The organism is Amycolatopsis jejuensis (assembly GCF_000717335.1).
Lineage (GTDB): Bacteria > Actinomycetota > Actinomycetes > Mycobacteriales > Pseudonocardiaceae > Amycolatopsis > Amycolatopsis jejuensis.
Genome location: NZ_JNYZ01000004.1, coordinates 74,264 through 92,142, shown reverse-complemented (window position 1 = coordinate 92,142; position 17,879 = coordinate 74,264). Strand labels below are relative to the sequence as shown.

Here is a 17,879-nt window from a genome sequence, read left to right as displayed (position 1 = left end):
AACGGGTGATTTCCGGGTTCCGGTGAGTGGTTCACCGGGGAAGCGACCACAACCGCACACCGGGCCGGAAACCTGGGGAAATCCACAGGTCGGATGCAGGTTGGTGAAAAACCGCGGTGTCGGGGTGACCTCTCGGAATCCATGCAGTACTGTGCCGCTCTGACGGGAACGATGGTGTTTCCTGTGGGAGAATGTTTGATTCGGAGGTAGCCGGGTGCCGATCCTCGCCGACGCGAACTTGCGGCTCGATGCGAGCCCGATCGACTACATCGAGCTGGCGTTCTACTTCGTGCTGGTGCTCGGCATCGGGTACCTGGCCCGCAGGCAGGTGTCGAGCAGTCTCGACTTCCTGCTGTCCGGCCGGTCGCTGCCCGCGTGGGTCACCGGCCTTGCGTTCATCTCCGCGAACCTCGGCGCGGTCGAGGTCATGGGCATGTCCGCCAACGGGGTCCTCTACGGCCTGCCGACCGTGCACTACTTCTGGATCGGCGCCATCCCGGCGATGCTGTTCCTCGGCATCGTGATGATGCCGTTCTACTACGGCTCCAAGGTCCGCAGCGTCCCGGAGTTCATGCGGCGCCGGTTCGGCCCGGCCGCGCACCTGGTCAACGGCATCAGCTTCGGCGCGGCGCAGATCCTCATCGCGGGCGCGAACCTGTTCCTGCTGGCCAGCGTCGTGAATCTGCTGCTCGGCTGGCCGCTGTGGGTGTCGATCGTCGTCGCCGCGGCCATCGTGCTCGCGTACACCGCGCTCGGCGGCCTCTCCGCCGCGATCTACAACGAGGTGCTGCAGTTCTTCGTGATCGTGGTGGCGTTGCTGCCGCTCACCATCGTCGGCCTGGTCAAGGTCGGCGGCTGGCAGGGACTGGTCGACAAGATCACGAACAGCCCCGGCGGCACCGCGCAGCTGCATTCCTGGCCCGGGGACAACCTCACCGGCTTCGGCAACAACTTCCTGTCCGTCCTCGGCATCGTGTTCGGCCTCGGCTTCGTGCTCTCGTTCGGCTACTGGACCACGAACTTCGTCGAGGTACAGCGCGCGATGGCGTCGAAGAGCATGTCGGCCGCCCGGCGGACCCCGATCATCGGTGCGTTCCCTAAGATGCTCGTGCCGTTCATCGTGATCATCCCCGGCATGATCGCCGGGGTCGTGGTGCCGGAATACCTGCGGGACAAGGGAATCCTGCTCGAGGGAGGCACCGCGCCGAGCGGCGTCACCGCCAACAACGCGCTGCTCCTGCTGATGCGCGACCTGCTTCCCAACGGCATCCTCGGCATCGCGATCGCCGGTCTGCTCGCGTCGTTCATGGCCGGGATGGCCGCGAACCTCAGCTCGTTCAACACCGTCTTCACCTACGACATCTGGCAGACGTACGTGAAGAAGGACAAGCCCGACGGCTACTACCTCAGCCTCGGCCGCAAAACCACGGTCGGTGCCACCGTGCTGGCCATCGGCACCGCGTTCGTCGCGTCGCAGTCCTCGAACATCCTCACCTACCTGCAGGACCTGTTCTCGTTCTTCAACGCGCCCCTCTTCGCCACGTTCATCCTCGGCATGTTCTGGAAGCGGATGACCGCGGCGGCCGGGTGGATCGGCCTGGTGGCCGGCACCGCGTCGGCGATCACGATCTGGGGCCTGTCCCAGGCGGGCGTGCTGGGACTGTCCGGACAGGGCACGAGCTTCGTGGCCGCCGGGACGGCGTTCGCGGTCGACATCCTGGTGAGCATCGGGGTTTCGCTCGCCACCCAGCCGAAACCGGAAGCACAGCTCACCGGCCTGGTGTACTCGCTGACCCCGCGCGACGCGCTCCGGCACGACGCCACCGGCGAGAACGCGGGCTGGTACCGCAAGCCCGGCCTGCTGGCCGGCATCGTCCTCGTGATCACCGTCGCTCTCAACATCATCTTCTGAGGAGGCCCGCATGTCCGAGAAGTCCTCGCGGCCGCGCAAGGCGGGCGCCTTCGACATCCGGCTGATCATCGCGCTGCTGCTCGGCGTCTACGGCGTGATCCTCACGGTCATGGGCGCCGGGTTCACCAGCGACGCGGACCGCGACAAGGCGGCCGGGGTCAACATCAACCTGTGGTCCGGGATCGGCCTGCTCGTCGTGACGGCGTTGTTCGTGCTGTGGGCGGTGCTGCGTCCGCTCGTGGTGCCGCCCTCCACCGAAACTGCCGACGACTAGCGGTCCGCGTCCACCAGGTCGAGAAATTCCCAGTGCCCGCCGGGTTGTGCGCCGCTGAGCCATTTCCCGCAGTTCTGCAGGGCGATCGGGCCGGACGTGATGTGCTGCGTACCGGTGGCGAGGTCACGCAGGAACCGGTCGATCGGGCCCCGCCGGATCGCGGTCGTCGCGGCCCAGCGGTGCACGGTCTGGCCCACCTCGTGTGCGGTCCGGGTCGTGTGGTTGAGCACCAGCCGGACCAGGGTTTCCTGCTCCGTGTCCAGCAACCGGCCGGAATCCAGGGTGGCTTCGTTGTCCTGCCAGACGTCGAGTGCCCACGCCCGTGCCGCGCGTAACCGGGCTTCGGCTGTCGCGTACTCGGCGTGGAACTGTGCGGTGTCGACGATGGCGCCCCGCGTGCCGAACCTGGTCGCCGCGTAGCGCTTCAGCTCGTCGAGGAGCCGCCGTCCGACCCCGAGCGCCCAGCCGGTGTGCACGACCGTGGTCATGTTCGCCTGGCCGATGCGGTAGAGCGCACCGCCGCTTACGGGATCCGTGATCGCCGCAGGGTAGGTGTGGGTTTCGGGGACGAACACGTCGGTGCAGTGGTAGTCGATGCTGCCGGTCGCGCGCAGGCCGAGGACGTCCCAGTTGTCGACGAGCGTCACCTCTTCCTTGGGCATGGCCAGCATCCGCATCTCGCGGGTGCCCTTGACCACGATCGCACTGTAGATGTGGGTGGCCAGCGCGATGCCGGAGGCGAACTGCCAGTTCCCGCTCACCAGGTACCCGCCGTCCACCGGGACCGCCCGGCCGGGCCGGCTGCCTTGGCCCGCCAGCACAGCGTGCTTGCCGTTTGCCACGTCGGCGAACAGGGCGCCCGCCACCTCGTCGCCTAGGTAGGCCGCGGTGGCTCCGGTGGCTCCCTGCAGCGCCATCATCGTCCACCCGGCAGACGCGTCGTAGTAGCTGAGCCGCTCGATCGTCCTGATCACCTGCCGTGGCGAGAACTCGTGACCGCCGAGGCTTTTCGGCAGTCCGGCCCGGACGAGCCCGGCCGAGAGCAGCGCTTGCGCGGTCTCGTCGGTGAGCGTTGCGAGCTTCTCGGCTTGGTCGGCGGTTGCTTCGATGGATGCACCGAGGGCATCGATCCGTTCGAGCAGGACCGGAAATTCGTCGCTGACATTGAGCTGGGTCGCCATGGGACGAGTTTGTCCCTTGCGGCCGGTGAAAGTGCCGCGTCCGGCCGGATCACGGGCGTCGTTACCCCGAGCGGTGCCCGAAGATCACTCGTGGATTCCGGAGTATCGGCACAAGACAGCCGCGACAATCGACTAGGTTGCCGGACGTGGTGCACGATCACCGGGCTGCCCGGTTCCCGAAGTTGTCCGCCCTGGTCGCCGTGGGTGCGCTGGTGCTGTCCGCGTGCGGCGGGCCGGATCTGGGCAAGGAGAACTTCGCGCGGACCACCGTTCCCGCGGCCGGGGACGGCGCCGCGACGTCCGGTCCGATCTCCGATCCCGCGGTCACCGTCGCCGTGTTGCGCGAGGTCCAGCCCTGTCAGTTCGTGGACCAGGGTGCGCTCGCGCAGCTGGGTACCGCGCAGGGCGATCCGGTCCCGTCGACCGTCCGGTTCGACGAGTGCCGCGGCAAGGCCGCCGATCCGGGCGGGAAGGTGATCACGGCGAACGTCGAGGTGGGCGGCATCGTGCTGTTCGCCTCGAACAAGACCACCGGCGCGGTGGGCGGGTTGCCGCAGGTCGAGGTGCCGGACCCGAGCGGCACCACCGGGTGTTCGGTCAGTGTCCTCACCGCGCGGAACCCGGACCTCGGGGTGTCCTTCCGCATCGACTACCCCGGCGGCGACGCGTGCGCGGCCGGGCGCAAGCTGGTCGCTTCGGCGGTCGAAAAACTGCACGGCAGCCCGCAGAAGTACCCGTCCAACGCCGGGTCGCTGCTCCCCGTCGACCCGTGCACGGTGCTCGACCCGAGCGCGGTCGACGCCGTCGTGATGGGGGCCAAGCCGCGTCCGGCCGGGTTGCATGCCTGCGAATGGGGTTCGGTGGACGGCCTGCGCGTGACGATGTTCCCCGGCGTCCAGCCGCGCGAGGGGGACGGCTGGCTCAAGGCCGACGTCGGCGGCATGAGCCAGGCGTACGCGAAGCAGGGCACCAGCAGCGGGTCGAGCTGCCAGGTCAAATGGCAGCACCGGCTGTGGGCGCCGGAGCGCGCCGAGGTGGTCCAGCTGGAGTACCGGAACCCGGACGTCCAGCCGGCGCAGGACGATCCGTGCGGCAAGGCGACCGGCCTCGCGAAGCAGCTGGCCGGGAAACTGCCCCGCCCGTCGTGAGTGCCTTCCCGGCGGTCCGGCACTAGGTTGGGGGCATCGACGACGCCGAGGTGCCGGAGGTCCGCATGAAGAAGATCATCAACGATCCGGCGGCCGTCGTCGCCGAATCGCTCAGAGGGCTCGCGGTGGCGCATGCGGACCTGCTGCGCGTGCAGGACGACCCGGCGGTGGTGGTCCGCGCGGACGCGCCGGTGGCAGGCAAGGTCGCGGTGGTTTCCGGCGGCGGGTCCGGGCACGAGCCGCTGCACGGTGGGTTCGTCGGCCCCGGCATGCTCGACGCCGCGGTGCCCGGCGCGGTCTTCACGTCGCCCACTCCGGATGCGGTACAGGCAGCTGTCACCGCGACCACCGGACCGGCGGGTGCGCTGCTGATCGTCAAGAACTACACCGGTGACGTGCTCAACTTCGAGACCGCCGCCGAACTGGCCGCCGCGGAAGACCTCGACGTGCGCAGCGTGGTCATCGACGACGACGTCGCGGTGAAGGATTCCACGTTCACCGCCGGGCGGCGCGGCGTCGGCGGCACCGTGCTGCTGGAGAAGATCACCGGCGCCGCGGCCGAGCGCGGTGCCTCGCTCGACGCGGTGGAAGCGTTGGCGCGCAAGGTGATCGGCCAGGTCCGGTCGATCGGGGTGGCGCTCACCGCACCCACCGTGCCGCACGTCGGCGAGCCGAGTTTCGACCTCGGCCCGGACGAGGTCGAGTTCGGCATCGGCATCCACGGCGAGCCCGGCCGCGAGCGGATTCCGGCCGAACCGGCCGACGCGCTGGTCGCCCGCATGGTCGAGGCGGTGGTGTCCGACCTGCCGTTCGAGGCGGGGGACAAGGTGCTGCTGTTCACCAACTCGATGGGCGGCACGCCGCAGCTCGAGCTGTACCTCGCGCACGGCATTGCCGAGCGGCTGCTCGCCGAACGCGGGATCGTGGTCGAGCGCAGGCTGGTCGGCCCGTACATCACGAGCCTCGAAATGCAGGGCATCAGCCTGACCCTGCTGAAACTGGACGACGAGCTGACGCAACTGTGGGACGCGCCGGTGCGCACCGCCGCCCTGCGCTGGGGGATGTGATGGGCTGCACCGCCGAAGGGCTCGCGGCCGCGTTGCGTGCCGCCGCCGAGGTGATTGCCGAGCATCGCACCGAGCTGATCGAGCTCGACCGCGCAATCGGCGACGGCGACCACGGCGAGAACCTGAGCCGGGGCTTCACCGCGATCGTCTCGGCGCTGGAAACGCAGGTCCCGGCGACCCCGGCCGCTGTCGCGAAACTGGCTGCCACCACGTTGATCTCGAAGGTCGGTGGCGCGGCGGGACCGTTGTACGGCACGGCTTTCCTGCGGGCGTCGGCAAAACTGGGTGACGCGGCCGAGATCGATGTGCCGCTCCTGCTGGACGCCTTACGGGCGGCGCTGGAGGGTGTACAGGCGCGGGGCAAGGCGGTCGGCGGCGACGCGACGATGGTCGATGCGCTGATCCCGGCGCTGTCGGCAGCCGAAAGCACGGGTGGCTCGGTCGCTGACGTGCTCGCCGCAGCTGCCGACGGAGCAGACCGCGGCGCAGAGTCCACAGTGGACTTGATACCGCGTAAGGGCCGGGCGTCGTACCTCGGCGAACGCGCGGTCGGGCACATGGACCCCGGTGCCCGCTCGACGGCGTTGCTGCTGCGCGCCCTCGCGGAGGCGGCCCGGTGACCGTCGGAATCGTTCTCGTGTCGCACAGCGCGAAACTGGCCGAGGGGCTGGCCGAGCTGGCTGCCCAGATGGCGCCGGACGTCCGGATCGTCCCGGCCGGTGGGCTGCCCGACGACGGCGGTATCGGCACCGACTACGACGAGGTCGTCGCGGCTACCCAGCGCGCCGACTCCGGCGACGGCGTGGTGCTGCTGTACGACCTGGGCAGCGCGCAGATGACCGCTGAGCTGGCGGTGGAGTCGCTGGCCGGGCCGTCGGCGGCGGTGGTCGTGGACGCGCCGCTGGTGGAGGGCGCGGTGGCGGCGGCTGTCGCAGCGCAGGGCGGGGCAGATCGCAAGGCAGTGGGCGAGGCCGCGGCGAGTGCCGGGTTCGCACCCGACCTGGAGCTGGCGGAGCCGGCCGGGGAAGGCCTGGTGGAGAAGGAGTTCACGCTCACCAACGACGTCGGGCTGCATGCGCGTCCGGCTGCCGTACTGGTGCGTAGCTTGGCGGCGTTCGAGGCCGAGGTCTCGGTGCGGCTGGGTGAACAGGAGGCCGACGCGCACAGCGTGCTCGCGCTGATGTCGCTCGGTGCCCGCCACGGTGACCGGATCGTGGTCCGCGCCAGTGGCCCGCAGGCGGGTGAGGCGGTCGCAAAGGTGGCCGAGCTGGTGGAGACGAACTTCGGCGAGTGACCCGGGTTGCCGACCGGGTGACTTCGGCCGGACTGACTCGATTCGGTAGTGCTTTCGGGGGTCCCGCGTGGCACAGTGAGCGGAAACTACCAGCGGGTAACCTCCGGAGGCCTTGTGGCACGGGAAATCTCGACGGTCGGCGTCGTCGGTCTTGGCACGATGGGGGCAGGCATCGCGGAGGTGCTCGCGCGCAGCGGGCTCGACGTGGCCGCCGTGGAACTCGACGAGGCCGGGGTCGAGCGCGGCCTCGCGCACCTGCGGCATTCCACCGAACGGGCGCTTGCGGGCGGGAAGCTCGACGCGGCCGCGCGGGAGCAGCTGCTCGCGCGCGTGCGGTGTTCCACGTCGCTCGCCGATCTGTCCGAAGTGGACCTGGTGGTCGAGGCGATCCCGGAGAACCTCACCGCGAAGGCCGAGGTGTTCGCCCAGCTGGACAAGGTGACGCGGCCGGACGTGGTGTTCGCGTCCAATACGTCGTCGCTGTCCATCACCGAGATCGGCGTGCACACGGCGCGGCCCGGCAAGGTCGTCGGGATGCACTTTTTCAACCCGGCGCCGGTGCTGAAGCTGGTCGAGGTCGTGCGCACGGTGGTGACCGAGCCGGACGTCGTCGCCGACGTCGTGGAATTCGCGCAGCGGCTGGGCAAAGCGCCGGTGGTGATCGGCGACCGGGCCGGTTTCATCGCAAATGCGCTGCTGTTCGGCTATCTCAACCACGCGGTGCGGATGTACGAGCAGCGGTACGCGACCCGCGAGGACCTCGACGCGGCCATGCGGTTCGGCTGTGGGTACCCGATGGGCCCGCTCGCGCTGCTCGACCTGATCGGGCTGGACACGGCGTACGAAATCCTCGATACGATGTACCACCAGTCCCGCAACCGGCTGCACGCGCCGGCGCCGCTGCTGAAGCAGATGATCACCGCGGGGCAGCTCGGACGCAAGAGCGGGCACGGTTTTTACGCCTACGATGCGCCGGATTCGCCCGTGGTGGTGGATTCCGCTTCGGCGTCCACTGTGGACTCTTCGGACGCGCGTGAGGTGCGCTCGGTCGGCGTGATCGGCACCGGGACGATGGCCACCGGCATCGCTGAAGTGTTCGCGAAGCGCGGTTTCGACGTCGTACTGCGCGCGCGGAGCATGGACAAGGCCGAAGCGTCGGTGGCGAAGGTGAAAAAGTCGCTCGACAAGGCTGTGGTGAAGGGAAAACTGTCCGAAGAGGACGCGGTGGCCGCGCTTTCGCGGATCCGGCCGGTGACCGAGTTCGAGGAACTGGCCGACGTCGACCTCGTGGTGGAGGCGGTGGCCGAGGAACTTTCGGTGAAGCAGGCGGTGTTCGCGGCGCTGGACGACGTCGTCCGCCCGGGCGCGGTACTGGCGACCACCACGTCGTCGCTGCCGGTGATCGAATGCGCGGCGGCGACGTCGCGGCCCGGTGACGTGGTCGGCCTGCACTTTTTCAACCCGGCGCCGGTGATGAAGCTGGTGGAGATCGTGTCCACGATCGCGACCGCGCCGGACGTCACGGCGACCGCGACGGCCGTGTGCGCCGCGGTGGGCAAGCATCCGGTGCATTGCGGCGACCGCGCGGGATTCATCGTGAACGCGCTGCTTTTCCCGTATCTCAACGACGCGGTGAAAATGCTGGAGGCGCATTACGCCGAGGCGGACGACATCGACACGGCGATGAAGGTCGGCTGCAGTTTGCCGATGGGGCCGTTCGAACTGCTGGACGTGGTCGGGCTGGACGTTTCGCTCGCGATTCAGCGCACGTTGTTCAACGAATTCCGCGAGGAGGGTTTCGCTCCCGCGCCGCTGCTGGAACACCTGGTGACGGCGGGTCGGCTCGGGCGCAAAACCGGCAAGGGCTTCAAGGATTACTGACGGCGATAGGTGTAGAGGATCAGGCCCGGGTGGAATTTCCCCACCCGGTCATACAATTTGCGGGCCGGGGCGTCTTCGAGGGTGTTCCAGTAGAGCGCCGGGAAACCGTGCTCCTCGGCGTCCCGGGCCACCCACTCCACCAGTGCCGTCGCAACACCTTGCCGCCGGACTTCGTCCGTGACGAACAAATCCGCGAGATAACACCGCCCGGTCTTCCAGATACTGGCGTGGAAGAGGTAATGCGCGATGCCGACCATTGCGCCGTCCAGCCGGGCGCCGATCCCGCGGATGTGTTCGTCGCCGAGCAGGCGGCGCCAGGTTTCCGCGTAACTGTTGTCGCTGCGTTCGACGTCGAAATAGGCGTCTTTGCCGCGCGCGAGCTTTTCCCAGCCGGCGCGGTCGGATTCGGTCAGGAAGCTGATCTCTGCCACCCGGCCGATTCTGCCCTCTCGTTACCTGGCGGCCAAGCTGATTCCCAGCCAGATCGCGCCGATCACCGCGGCTCCGGCGAGCGCGGCGAGCAGGAGCAACCAGGTGGCCGGTGCGCCGGGCCTGCTGGGCAGCCGCAGGGGTTGCGTCGGCGGTCCGAGGTATTCCGGGGAATGGTGTGCGGCCGGTCCGGTCGTGCTCGTCATCGCGGTTCCTCCGTCCTTCGACCGGCGAATCCTTCGTGGTGGGCGAGTCGCATTCCCGGCGAATTCCGTTACCGGTTCCGGCGGCGGATTCCGGCGCCGCCACCGGATCGAGAGAAATCGTCGCGCTCGGTGCGCGCATGGTGCTGCGGAGTCGCCGGTGGCAGCAGCGGACCGCCTTGCCAGTGCTGGAAAACGAGGTTCGTGTGGACCCGGGCGACCTCGTCGCGCGACGTCAGCTCGTCCAGTACGAGCCGCTGCAGTTCGGCAGCCGACGTGGTGGCCACGTGCGCGAGGAAATCGTCCGGACCGGTGAGGTGGTAGACGGCGCGGATTTCCGGCAGCGCCAGCAGGTGCTGCACGAACTGCTCGACCAGCGGCCTCCGGTGCGGCCGGACCTGCACGAACAGGAAAGCCTCCAGTGGGCGGCCCAGCTTCGCGGCGTCGACCTGCGCGTGCTGGCCGGTGATCACGCCGGTCTCGCGCAGCCGTGCCACGCGGTCGAGACACGTCGAAGGCGCCAGGCCGACCGCTGCCGCCAGCTCCTTGTTGGACGTCCGGGCATCGTTCTGCAGCACCCGCAGGATCTCGAGATCAACCGGACTGAGTTCGACTTGGTCGGCCATTGCCGAATTCTATCCGATCATGTTGCGTCCGGCCCGGTGATTGACCGACCGTGGCGACCATGACTTCCGCCTTGCGCACCCGAGCCGTCCACGCCGGTCGCGACGATCTCGCCGACCTCGGCCTGCACGCCGTCCCGCTCGACTTCTCCACCACCTACCCCGCGCGGGACAGCGCGGCGGAGGCTCGCCGCATCGACGAGTTCGCCGCGGGCGCGGACGTCACCGGTATTTACGGCCGGATCGGCAACCCGACCGTCGCGCGCTTCGAAGAGGCGCTCGCGGAACTGGAGGGCTTCGACCACGCGGTGGCGTTCGCGAGTGGCATGGCTGCGGTGTCGGCTTGCTTGCTTTCCGCGGTGTCGCAAGGGAAACGGCACGTCGTCGGGGTACGGCCGCTGTATGGCTGCACGGATCACCTGCTGACGACCGGCCTGCTCGGCACGGAGGTCACCTGGGCTTCTCCGGACGAGGTGGCAGCTGCGCTCCGACCAGATACCGGCCTGGTTTTCGTGGAGACCCCGGCGAACCCGACGTTGAGCGAACTCGACATTGCCGCGCTGGCTGAGGTGGCCGGTGACGTTCCGGTGCTCGTCGACAACACCTTCGCGACACCGGTGCTGCAGCGTCCAGGGCGGCTCGGCGCGCGGATGGTGTTGCACAGCGCCACGAAGTTCCTCGGTGGACACGGTGACGTGATGGGTGGCGTGGTCGCGTGCGACGCGGAGGAAGCTGCGCGGCTGCGGTCACTGCGCTTCGCGACTGGCGGCGTACTGCATCCGCTGGCCGGGTACCTGCTGCTGCGAGGGCTGTCAACGTTGCCGCTGCGCGTGAAAGCCGCGTCGGAGACGGCTGCCGTGCTGGCGTCGCGGCTGGCTACGCATCCCGCGGTGCGCGTCGTGCATTATCCGAAGCTGGGCGGACCGCTGGTCGCCTTCGAGGTGACCGGCGATCCGCATGCGGTGGTGGGCGCGGTCCGGCTGATCACGCCCGCGGTGAGCCTGGGCAGCGTCGACACGCTGGTCCAGCACCCGGCGTCGCTGACGCACCGGATCGTGGCCGAGGACGACCGCACCGGCTCCGGGATCACGCACGGCCTGCTGCGGCTGTCGGCCGGGCTGGAGGACGTCGAGGATCTGTGGCTGGATCTGGATCAGGCGTTGAAGAGTTCTTGATCAGCCGCAGCAGCCGCCTCCGCAGCAACCACCGCCGCCTCCGGACGGGGCGGGGGCGGCCGACGCGCCGGTGAGCGCGACGGTGGTGAGCAGCTTGACCGTGTCGGTGTGGCCTTCGGGGCACCGCGCCGGCGCGCTCGACTCGCTCATCGGACGCTGCAGTTCGAAGGTGCCGGTGCAGTCGCGGCAGCGGTACGCGTAGGTGGGCATGGTGGTGATTATCGCTGCCGAGGCGGGTTGGTGGGAAGCTGTGTGGGTGGATGTGCCCCAGTTCGCGGATCTCCCGCACCTCGGCCAGGTCGTTCCTGCACTGCTCGGCTCGCTCGGCGTGCCCGGCGAAGGGGGTGGGCTGGAGCTGCCGGAAGCGAGAAGCGCGTGCGTGCTCCTGATCGACGGCCTCGGCTGGCAGCTGCTCGCCGAACACGCCGCCGACGCGCCGGTGCTCACCGAACTCGCCCGCCGCCCGCTCCGGGTCGGCTTCCCGTCGACGACGGCGGCCGGGCTCGCGGCCATCGGCACCGGCTTGGCGTCGGGCGAGCACGGGATGGTCGGGTACACCTTCGAGGTGCCGGGCGCGGGGGTGCTGAACGCGCTGCGCTGGCGCTCGCACGAAGACGGCAGCGACCTGCGGGGCGCGCTGCCACCCCGCGAGGTCCAGCCCCTGCCGACGACGTTCGAACGCGCCGCCGCGGCCGGGCTCGACACTGCCGTGGTGTCGTCCGCACACTTCGCCAACACCGCCATGACTCAGGCGACGCAGGGCGGTGCGAGGTACGCCGGAGTACACGCGCTGGGCGACCTCGCCGCACGGACGTTGGAAGTCCTGTCGTCACGGGCGTTTTGCTATGCGTACCACAGCGAACTCGACCTGCTGGGGCACCTGTACGGCCCGGGCTCGCTCGCGTGGCGGATCCAGCTGCAGCACGTCGACCGTCTGGTGGAGTCCATTGTGGACGGTCTGCCCGCCGGTGCGTTGCTTGCGGTGGTCGCGGACCACGGAATGGTGGCGGTGTCGGAAAAGCTGAACTTGGAAGACACGCCCGACCTGCTGGAAGGCGTCCGAGCCTTCGGCGGCGAGGTACGGGCCCGCCATGTGTACACCGAGCCTGGCGCAACGCCCGACGTCCTCGCCGCGTGGCGCTCGGTGCTGGGCCCGCGAGCGTGGGTGCTACCGCGAGACGAGGCAATCGCCGCAGGCTGGTTCGGCACCTCAGTGAGCGACCGAGTACGCCCGAGAATCGGCGACGTCGTCGCAGCGGCGACGGGGACGTTCGGCATGGTCCGCGAGCTGGCGGAGGCCATGGAGTCAAGCCTGATCGGCCAGCACGGGTCACTGACCGAGGGGGAGCAGCTGGTACCACTCGCGCTTGCGCAGGGCTGATCTTTGCCATTTCGGCAATGTCCTTTGCCGATCTTCGCTGTGATGGTCTTTCGTGGGGTTCGTCCCGGCTTCGATTGGAGATCCACCGTGCCCCCGGTAGCCCTGGTCACCGGCGCCACCGCGGGCATCGGCCGAGTCATACTGGCTGCTCGAGGGATTGGACGTCTTACTCCACGGTCGCGACCCCGCGCGTGGCCGGAATCCTCCGCGAGGATCCGTTCCGCTGTGCCCGCTTCGAACGCGCCGACCTGGCCGCCCCGGCGGAGGTCCGCCGCTTGGCCGCCGCAGCCGGTGAGGTCGACGTCCTGGTGAACAACGCGGGGATCTTCCGCTTCGCCTCCACCGCAGACACCTCCTTCGACGACCACGTCGAGGTCAACCTCTGGTCACCGTTCCTGCTGGTACAGGCATTGGTGCCAGGCATGGTCCGCCGAGCTCGCGGCGCAGCGGTGAACGTGCGCAGCGGCGCGGCATCGGTCCCCGGCGCGGGAAACGGGGTGTACGGCGCGTCGAAGGTCGCTCTCTGGAGTCGCTGACGAGGACGTGGGCAGCAGAATTCGGCCCGTCCGGAGTATGCGTGACGCCGTAACAGCCGGCCCGACGCGCAGGCAGCTTTTGGAGACGCCTTCGAAGCAGCCGGCTGAGCGGTAGCCCTGCAACGCCTGGCCGAGGCCCAGGAAATCGCCGAGGTGATCGCCTTCTTGGCCTCCCCGAACGCGAGTTACGTGAACGGCGCAGTCCTCCCGGCACTAGGCGGCATGGCAGCGTTGGGTGGTTGACGGACCCGTCCCTCCGGTGGGTGGGCGGTCTCCGTCGCCTTTTGCTCGTGCCGTCGTTCTCTTGCCGCCCACCGCACCGTGCCTTGGCGGGCCACTTTCCTCGGCCAGCTATTCCCTCGGCGGGCCGTTCCCTCAGTCAGCCATTCCCGCACTTGTTGGCCCACCCCACCCCATGATCGACGGCCGGTTACCGTTTTACCCGTGCCCCGACGCAATCTCCCCGGCCGCGGCCGTCGCAGCCGGGACGAACGCCCCGACCCGGGCACAACCAGCGGCTGGGCACAAGCCGAATCGGGCCCGGACGGCGACTGGCTGGTCCGGACCGTACCGGGCTCCCACGCCACGAAAACCTACCGCTGCCCAGGCTGCGACCACGAAATCCGCCCGGGCACCCCACACGTAGTCGTATGGCCCGCCGACGAAACCGGCTCGGTCGCCGACCGCCGCCACTGGCACCGCCCTTGCTGGGACGCCAGAACCCGCCGCCGCCCCAACCGCCGCCGGTGAACGGTGCAGTGCCCGGAGGCGATGGTTGCCCCATCCCGGCCGCGACCTCGGCCCGGCCGCAGCCCCGGCTCAGCCCGGCTCTGCGGCAACCCCGACCCGGCCGCAATCCCAGCCCAGCCCGGCTCTGCGGCAACCCCGACCTGGCTGCAATCCCGGCTCAGCCGGGCTCTGCGGCAACCCCGGCCCGGCTGCAATCCCGGCTCAGCCCCAGCCATGCTCAGGCGACACCCCAGCCCAGCCACAACCCGATCCACCGCAAACCCTCACCGGCGGAAATGCCGCGAAAGTGCCCCCTCGTAGTCCTCCTCCACGTACTCCCTGAAGCCCAGCTTCTCCACCACTCGCAGTGACGGCTTGTTCGCCACCGCGACACTGATCAGCACCGGCACCCCCGCCACCTCGCGTTCTGCCCACTCCACCGCCGCTCGCGTGGCCTCCTCCGCGTAGCCCTTTCCCCACGCCGACGGGCGGAAGCGGTACGCCAGGTTCAGCACCTTCTCGCCGTGGAAGTCCCGCACCCGGACTCCCGTCATGCCGATCACGTCAGCCCCGTCCGGAACCTCCGGACTGCCTCGTTCCCGGACTGCCAGGTACCCGTACCCGAACTCCGCCCAATGTGCGAGCCAGCTGTCGAAAACGAGCAGCGTGCCCGCGACGTCCGGCGGGTCCGGGTTGAACCGGTTCGTCCGCGGGTCGGTCTGGATGTCCACCACGGCCTGCCGGTCGGCTTCCACGAACGGCCGCAGCACCAGCCGTTCCGTCACGATCTCCCTCACCCCTCCGACCCTAACCACGACCACCGACAAAAACCGCCACAATGCCGCCATGACCGAACTGCCGTTGGTGCTCCTGCACGCCTTCCCGCTCGACGCCCGCATGTGGGACCCGGTCCGCGCGCCGCTCGCGGAACGCCTCCGGGTCATCACACCGGACCAACGAGGCCTCGGCCGGAGCCCGCTACCCGACACCACCGCCGAACCGGACCTCGCCGACGCGGCCCGCGACGTTGTCGCGCTTCTCGACAAGCTCGAGCTCGACCAGGTCGTCCTCGGCGGCTGTGCGATGGGCGGTTACGTCGCGATGGCCGTCCTCCGCGCGGCGCCCGAACGCGTCGGCGGTCTCGTCCTCATCGACACCAAAGCCACTGCGGACACGCCCGAGGCCGCGCAGACCCGGCTCGACGTAGCGGACCGCGTCGACGCCGAAGGGACTGCCTGGCTCGCCGACGCCAACCTGCCGATCCTTGTCGCCGACAGTGCGCCCGAAGCCGTCGTAGCGCGCGTACGCGAACTCATCGACTCCCAACCACCCACAGGTGTCGCCTGGGCGGCCCGCGCGATGCGTACGCGTCCCGATTCCGTCGACCTGCTTCGCGAGACAGCCGTGCCAGCGCTCGTGATCGTGGGGGAGCGTGACGCGACCACGCCGATCGAGGCCGCGAACACGATGGTCGACGCGCTGCCCGGAGCAACGCTCGTCGTGCTGCCTGACGTCGGCCACATGACGCCGCTGGAAGACCCGACCGGCGTGGTCGAAGCGATCCTCGGCTGGTACCCCTGAAGTACGCGTCCGGCAAATCACCATGATCCGGATCGCGCGGCATCCAGTGCCAGAGCGTGACCGGTCGCCCCGCGACGAAACAGTGCCCGGCCGGGGGATCCACGGCAGGTGAGACGACGCGCACACCACGCTCGGTGACGAAGGCCGAGGCGACGACATCGTACGAGAACCGGGTCGCCGCAGCAGCCGCCTCACCGCGGGTACGCGCGCCGCCAGCGGACCCATCCTCACCAGCACGTTCGAGTGCTCACGGATGACCTCCGCGGAACCGGCAGGCAGTCCGCGCACCCGGCCGGTGGCGAGCGCGGCGGAGACCGCCACGGCGTGGAATGGGGCTGCCATGCGGTGATCTGAGCAGCCGGTGCGAGCGACTGTCGGTACCGAGGGCTACGATCCCCCTAACCGCCCGGATCCAGGCCCGCCTGGCCCCGAGCGACCCGGACGATTGACCACCACAAGGTTGCAGTGTTGGAGGCAGGAGTGACGGCCGTAGCCCCGAAGCCGATCGCCACGCGCCCGTATCCCGCGCGCGAGTCGGTAAAGGGTTCGTACCTGCTGCGGTTGTTCCGCACGACGGACCACAAGCAGATCGGGATCATGTACCTGGTCGCGTCATTCGCCTTCTTCATGGTCGGCGGCGCGATGGCCATGCTGATCCGCACGGAGCTCGCCCAGCCGGGGCAGCAGTTCCTGTCGCAGGAGCAGTACAACCAGCTGTTCACCATGCACGGCACGGTGATGCTGCTGCTGTACGCCACGCCGAGCCTGTTCGGCTTCGCGAACTTCATCCTGCCGCTGCAGATCGGCTCGCCGGACGTGGCGTTCCCGCGGCTCAACGCGTTCTCGTTCTGGCTCTTCCTCTTCGGCAGCCTCATCGTGCTGTCCGGCTTCCTCACCCCGGGTGGTGCCGCCGACTTCGGCTGGTTCGCCTACACGCCACTATCGGACGCGATCCATTCGCCTGGCGTCGGCGCTGATCTATGGATTGCCGGGCTGGCGGTGTCCGGTCTAGGCACAATCCTGGGCGCCGTCAACATGATCACGACAGTGGTCTGTCTGCGCGCGCCCGGCATGACGATGTACCGGATGCCCATCTTCACCTGGAACATCCTCATCACGAGCATCCTGATCCTGCTCGCGTTCCCGATCCTCACCGCGGCGCTCTTCGGGCTTCTTGCCGACCGGCATCTGGGCGCGCACGTCTTCGACCCGGCCAACGGCGGGGTCATCCTCTGGCAGCACCTCTTCTGGTTCTTCGGCCATCCCGAGGTGTACATCGTCGCGCTGCCGTTCTTCGGGATCGTGTCGGAAATTTTCCCGGTCTTCAGCCGAAAACCCGTGTTCGGGTACAAGGGCCTGGTCTTCGCGACGCTGTCGATCGCGGCCCTGTCCGTTGCCGTGTGGGCGCACCACATGTACGCCACCGGCGCGGTGCTGCTGCCGTTCTTCTCCTTCATGACGTTCCTCATCGCGGTGCCCACCGGCGTGAAGTTCTTCAACTGGATCGGCACGATGTGGAAGGGCCAGCTGTCCTTCGAGACGCCGATGATCTTCTCGATGGGCTTCATCGTCACCTTCCTCTTCGGTGGCCTCACCGGCATCATGCTGGCCGCGCCCGCGATCGACTTCCACGTGTCGGACAGCTACTTCGTGGTGGCGCACTTCCACTACGTCCTCTACGGCACGATCGTGTTCGCCACCTTCGCCGGGATCTACTTCTGGTTCCCCAAGATCACCGGCCGGATGATGGACGAGAAGCTCGGGAAGTGGCATTTCTGGACCACGTTCATCGGCTTCCACACCACCTTCCTGGTGCAGCACTGGCTCGGCGCGGAAGGCATGCCCCGGCGGTATGCCGACTACCTGGCCAGCGACGGGTTCACCACGCTCAACACGATCTCCACGATCGGCGCGTACATCCTCGGGGCGTCCACGCTGCCGTTCCTCTGGAACGTGTTCAAGAGCTACCGGTACGGCGAAATCGTCACGGTCGACGACCCGTGGGGCTACGGCAACTCGCTCGAATGGGCCACGTCCTGCCCGCCGCCGCGGCACAACTTCACCGAGCTGCCGCGGATCCGGTCCGAGCGCCCGGCGTTCGAGCTGCACTACCCGCACATGGTCGAACGGCTCCATGCGGAGGGCGAGATCGGCTTCTTCGGCAAGGCCAAGCACGTCGCCGCGCCGTCGCAGAAGCTGGTCGACGCCACGATGCCGGGTGACCACAGCAAGGACAACGCGAGCGAGCAGTAAAGCCCGCACGAGTTCCAGGCGCGTGCCCGGTCGAGGCTTCCTCGGCCGGGCACGCGCCTTTTTCCTGCCCCGAGCCGGTCCCGGGTCCCCCGTTCGTGGTGCTCCCGGTGTGAAGCAGGGCACGCGGGCGTTCTGCCGCCGCGTCCGGGAGGCCAGACTGGGCGGTGCCGACTCGCCGTGGCCGGAACGTCGGTACCGAGACGAACGAGGGA

At 68.9% G+C, this 17,879-nt stretch carries 18 protein-coding genes and 1 pseudogene; 13 read left to right on the top strand and 6 right to left on the bottom strand.

What is annotated here, in order from left to right; translation table 11 throughout:
• The first annotated feature begins 214 nt into the window (after positions 1–214).
• Both OO71_RS05140 and OO71_RS05135 read left to right on the top strand, forming a co-directional pair.
• Positions 215–1,912, top strand: a complete 1,698-nt coding sequence (locus OO71_RS05140; protein WP_033288469.1) for a sodium:solute symporter family protein — start codon at positions 215–217, stop codon at positions 1,910–1,912.
• Between the two features lie 10 nt (positions 1,913–1,922).
• Positions 1,923–2,186 (top strand): hypothetical protein, encoded by a 264-nt coding sequence (locus tag OO71_RS05135; RefSeq protein WP_033288468.1) that lies wholly within the window; start codon positions 1,923–1,925, stop codon positions 2,184–2,186.
• Here the strand turns inward: OO71_RS05135 and OO71_RS05130 are convergent.
• Complete coding sequence (locus OO71_RS05130) at positions 2,183–3,367, bottom strand: acyl-CoA dehydrogenase family protein (RefSeq protein WP_033288467.1); 1,185 nt, start codon at positions 3,365–3,367, stop codon at positions 2,183–2,185. The two genes, OO71_RS05135 and OO71_RS05130, sit on opposite strands and share 4 nt — an antisense overlap.
• 146 nt (positions 3,368–3,513) lie before the next feature.
• Between OO71_RS05130 and OO71_RS05125 the strand changes: the two genes are divergently transcribed.
• From OO71_RS05125 to OO71_RS05105, 5 genes are all read left to right on the top strand, one after another.
• Complete coding sequence (locus OO71_RS05125; protein WP_033288700.1) at positions 3,514–4,515, top strand: DUF3558 domain-containing protein; 1,002 nt, start codon at positions 3,514–3,516, stop codon at positions 4,513–4,515.
• Between the two features lie 65 nt (positions 4,516–4,580).
• Positions 4,581–5,582, top strand: coding sequence for a dihydroxyacetone kinase subunit DhaK (dhaK, locus tag OO71_RS05120; protein WP_033288466.1), 1,002 nt, complete (start codon positions 4,581–4,583; stop codon positions 5,580–5,582).
• The gene (gene dhaL / locus OO71_RS05115) at positions 5,582–6,202 is read left to right on the top strand and encodes a dihydroxyacetone kinase subunit DhaL (RefSeq protein ID WP_033288699.1); all 621 of its coding nucleotides are present in this window, start codon (positions 5,582–5,584) and stop codon (positions 6,200–6,202) included. The genes dhaK and dhaL overlap by 1 nt, the downstream gene beginning before the upstream one ends.
• A complete protein-coding gene (dhaM, locus tag OO71_RS05110; RefSeq protein WP_033288465.1) occupies positions 6,199–6,876 on the top strand; it encodes a dihydroxyacetone kinase phosphoryl donor subunit DhaM in 678 nt (225 codons plus the stop codon). Before dhaL ends, dhaM begins: the two co-directional genes overlap by 4 nt.
• A 114-nt stretch (positions 6,877–6,990) precedes the next feature.
• Positions 6,991–8,757 carry a 3-hydroxyacyl-CoA dehydrogenase family protein gene (locus OO71_RS05105; RefSeq protein WP_033288464.1) on the top strand — a complete coding sequence of 589 codons (1,767 nt, stop codon included), beginning with the start codon at positions 6,991–6,993 and terminating at the stop codon, positions 8,755–8,757.
• Here OO71_RS05105 and OO71_RS05100 read toward each other — a convergent pair.
• The 3 genes from OO71_RS05100 to OO71_RS05090 form a co-directional block, all read right to left on the bottom strand.
• Positions 8,751–9,188 (bottom strand): GNAT family N-acetyltransferase, encoded by a 438-nt coding sequence (locus OO71_RS05100; RefSeq protein WP_033288463.1) that lies wholly within the window; start codon positions 9,186–9,188, stop codon positions 8,751–8,753. The two genes, OO71_RS05105 and OO71_RS05100, sit on opposite strands and share 7 nt — an antisense overlap.
• A 21-nt stretch (positions 9,189–9,209) precedes the next feature.
• Positions 9,210–9,392: a hypothetical protein gene (locus OO71_RS05095; protein ID WP_033288462.1), complete on the bottom strand. Its 183-nt coding sequence runs from the start codon at positions 9,390–9,392 to the stop codon at positions 9,210–9,212.
• 68 nt (positions 9,393–9,460) lie between these two features.
• Positions 9,461–10,015, bottom strand: a complete 555-nt coding sequence (locus OO71_RS05090) for an Lrp/AsnC family transcriptional regulator (RefSeq protein WP_245633568.1) — start codon at positions 10,013–10,015, stop codon at positions 9,461–9,463.
• A gap of 59 nt (positions 10,016–10,074) precedes the next feature.
• Between OO71_RS05090 and OO71_RS05085 the strand changes: the two genes are divergently transcribed.
• Entirely contained in the window at positions 10,075–11,187 is a 1,113-nt protein-coding gene (locus OO71_RS05085; protein WP_033288697.1) for a trans-sulfuration enzyme family protein, read from the top strand.
• On the opposite strand, the gene OO71_RS05080 is transcribed toward OO71_RS05085, so the two are convergent.
• A complete protein-coding gene (locus OO71_RS05080) occupies positions 11,188–11,397 on the bottom strand; it encodes an FmdB family zinc ribbon protein (protein ID WP_033288461.1) in 210 nt (69 codons plus the stop codon). It abuts the gene before it with no gap.
• Between the two features lie 46 nt (positions 11,398–11,443).
• Here OO71_RS05080 and OO71_RS05075 point away from each other — a divergent pair, with 46 nt between their 5' ends.
• From OO71_RS05075 to OO71_RS51960, 3 genes and pseudogenes are all read left to right on the top strand, one after another.
• A complete protein-coding gene (locus OO71_RS05075) occupies positions 11,444–12,568 on the top strand; it encodes an alkaline phosphatase family protein (RefSeq protein ID WP_033288696.1) in 1,125 nt (374 codons plus the stop codon).
• Between the two features lie 17 nt (positions 12,569–12,585).
• Positions 12,586–13,347 (top strand): annotated as a pseudogene (locus OO71_RS51965) (SDR family NAD(P)-dependent oxidoreductase).
• Between the two features lie 201 nt (positions 13,348–13,548).
• A complete protein-coding gene (locus OO71_RS51960) occupies positions 13,549–13,854 on the top strand; it encodes a hypothetical protein (protein WP_084144716.1) in 306 nt (101 codons plus the stop codon).
• A gap of 263 nt (positions 13,855–14,117) precedes the next feature.
• Here the strand turns inward: OO71_RS51960 and OO71_RS05065 are convergent, their stop codons facing one another.
• Positions 14,118–14,681, bottom strand: coding sequence for a GNAT family N-acetyltransferase (locus tag OO71_RS05065; protein WP_051791025.1), 564 nt, complete (start codon positions 14,679–14,681; stop codon positions 14,118–14,120).
• Between OO71_RS05065 and OO71_RS05060 the strand changes: the two genes are divergently transcribed.
• Positions 14,680–15,414 carry an alpha/beta fold hydrolase gene (locus OO71_RS05060; RefSeq protein ID WP_033288460.1) on the top strand — a complete coding sequence of 245 codons (735 nt, stop codon included), beginning with the start codon at positions 14,680–14,682 and terminating at the stop codon, positions 15,412–15,414. The two genes, OO71_RS05065 and OO71_RS05060, sit on opposite strands and share 2 nt — an antisense overlap.
• 480 nt (positions 15,415–15,894) lie before the next feature.
• Positions 15,895–17,667: an aa3-type cytochrome oxidase subunit I gene (ctaD, locus tag OO71_RS05055; protein WP_033288459.1), complete on the top strand. Its 1,773-nt coding sequence runs from the start codon at positions 15,895–15,897 to the stop codon at positions 17,665–17,667.
• The last annotated feature ends 212 nt before the right edge of the window (positions 17,668–17,879 follow it).

What these genes read in the sequence shown, in the direction of transcription:
- OO71_RS05135 (WP_033288468.1), top strand. Translation starts at nt 1,923, where the DNA reads ATGTCCGAGAAGTCCTCGCGGCCGCGCAAGGCGGGCGCCTTCGACATC.
- OO71_RS05130 (WP_033288467.1), bottom strand. Translation starts at nt 3,367, where the DNA reads ATGGCGACCCAGCTCAATGTCAGCGACGAATTTCCGGTCCTGCTCGAA.
- dhaK (WP_033288466.1), top strand. Translation starts at nt 4,581, where the DNA reads ATGAAGAAGATCATCAACGATCCGGCGGCCGTCGTCGCCGAATCGCTC.
- dhaL (WP_033288699.1), top strand. Translation starts at nt 5,582, where the DNA reads ATGGGCTGCACCGCCGAAGGGCTCGCGGCCGCGTTGCGTGCCGCCGCC.
- OO71_RS05095 (WP_033288462.1), bottom strand. Translation starts at nt 9,392, where the DNA reads ATGACGAGCACGACCGGACCGGCCGCACACCATTCCCCGGAATACCTC.
- OO71_RS05090 (WP_245633568.1), bottom strand. Translation starts at nt 10,015, where the DNA reads ATGGCCGACCAAGTCGAACTCAGTCCGGTTGATCTCGAGATCCTGCGG.
- OO71_RS05085 (WP_033288697.1), top strand. Translation starts at nt 10,075, where the DNA reads ATGACTTCCGCCTTGCGCACCCGAGCCGTCCACGCCGGTCGCGACGAT.
- OO71_RS05080 (WP_033288461.1), bottom strand. Translation starts at nt 11,397, where the DNA reads ATGCCCACCTACGCGTACCGCTGCCGCGACTGCACCGGCACCTTCGAA.
- OO71_RS05060 (WP_033288460.1), top strand. Translation starts at nt 14,680, where the DNA reads ATGACCGAACTGCCGTTGGTGCTCCTGCACGCCTTCCCGCTCGACGCC.
- OO71_RS05065 (WP_051791025.1), bottom strand. Translation starts at nt 14,681, where the DNA reads ATGGCGGCATTGTGGCGGTTTTTGTCGGTGGTCGTGGTTAGGGTCGGA.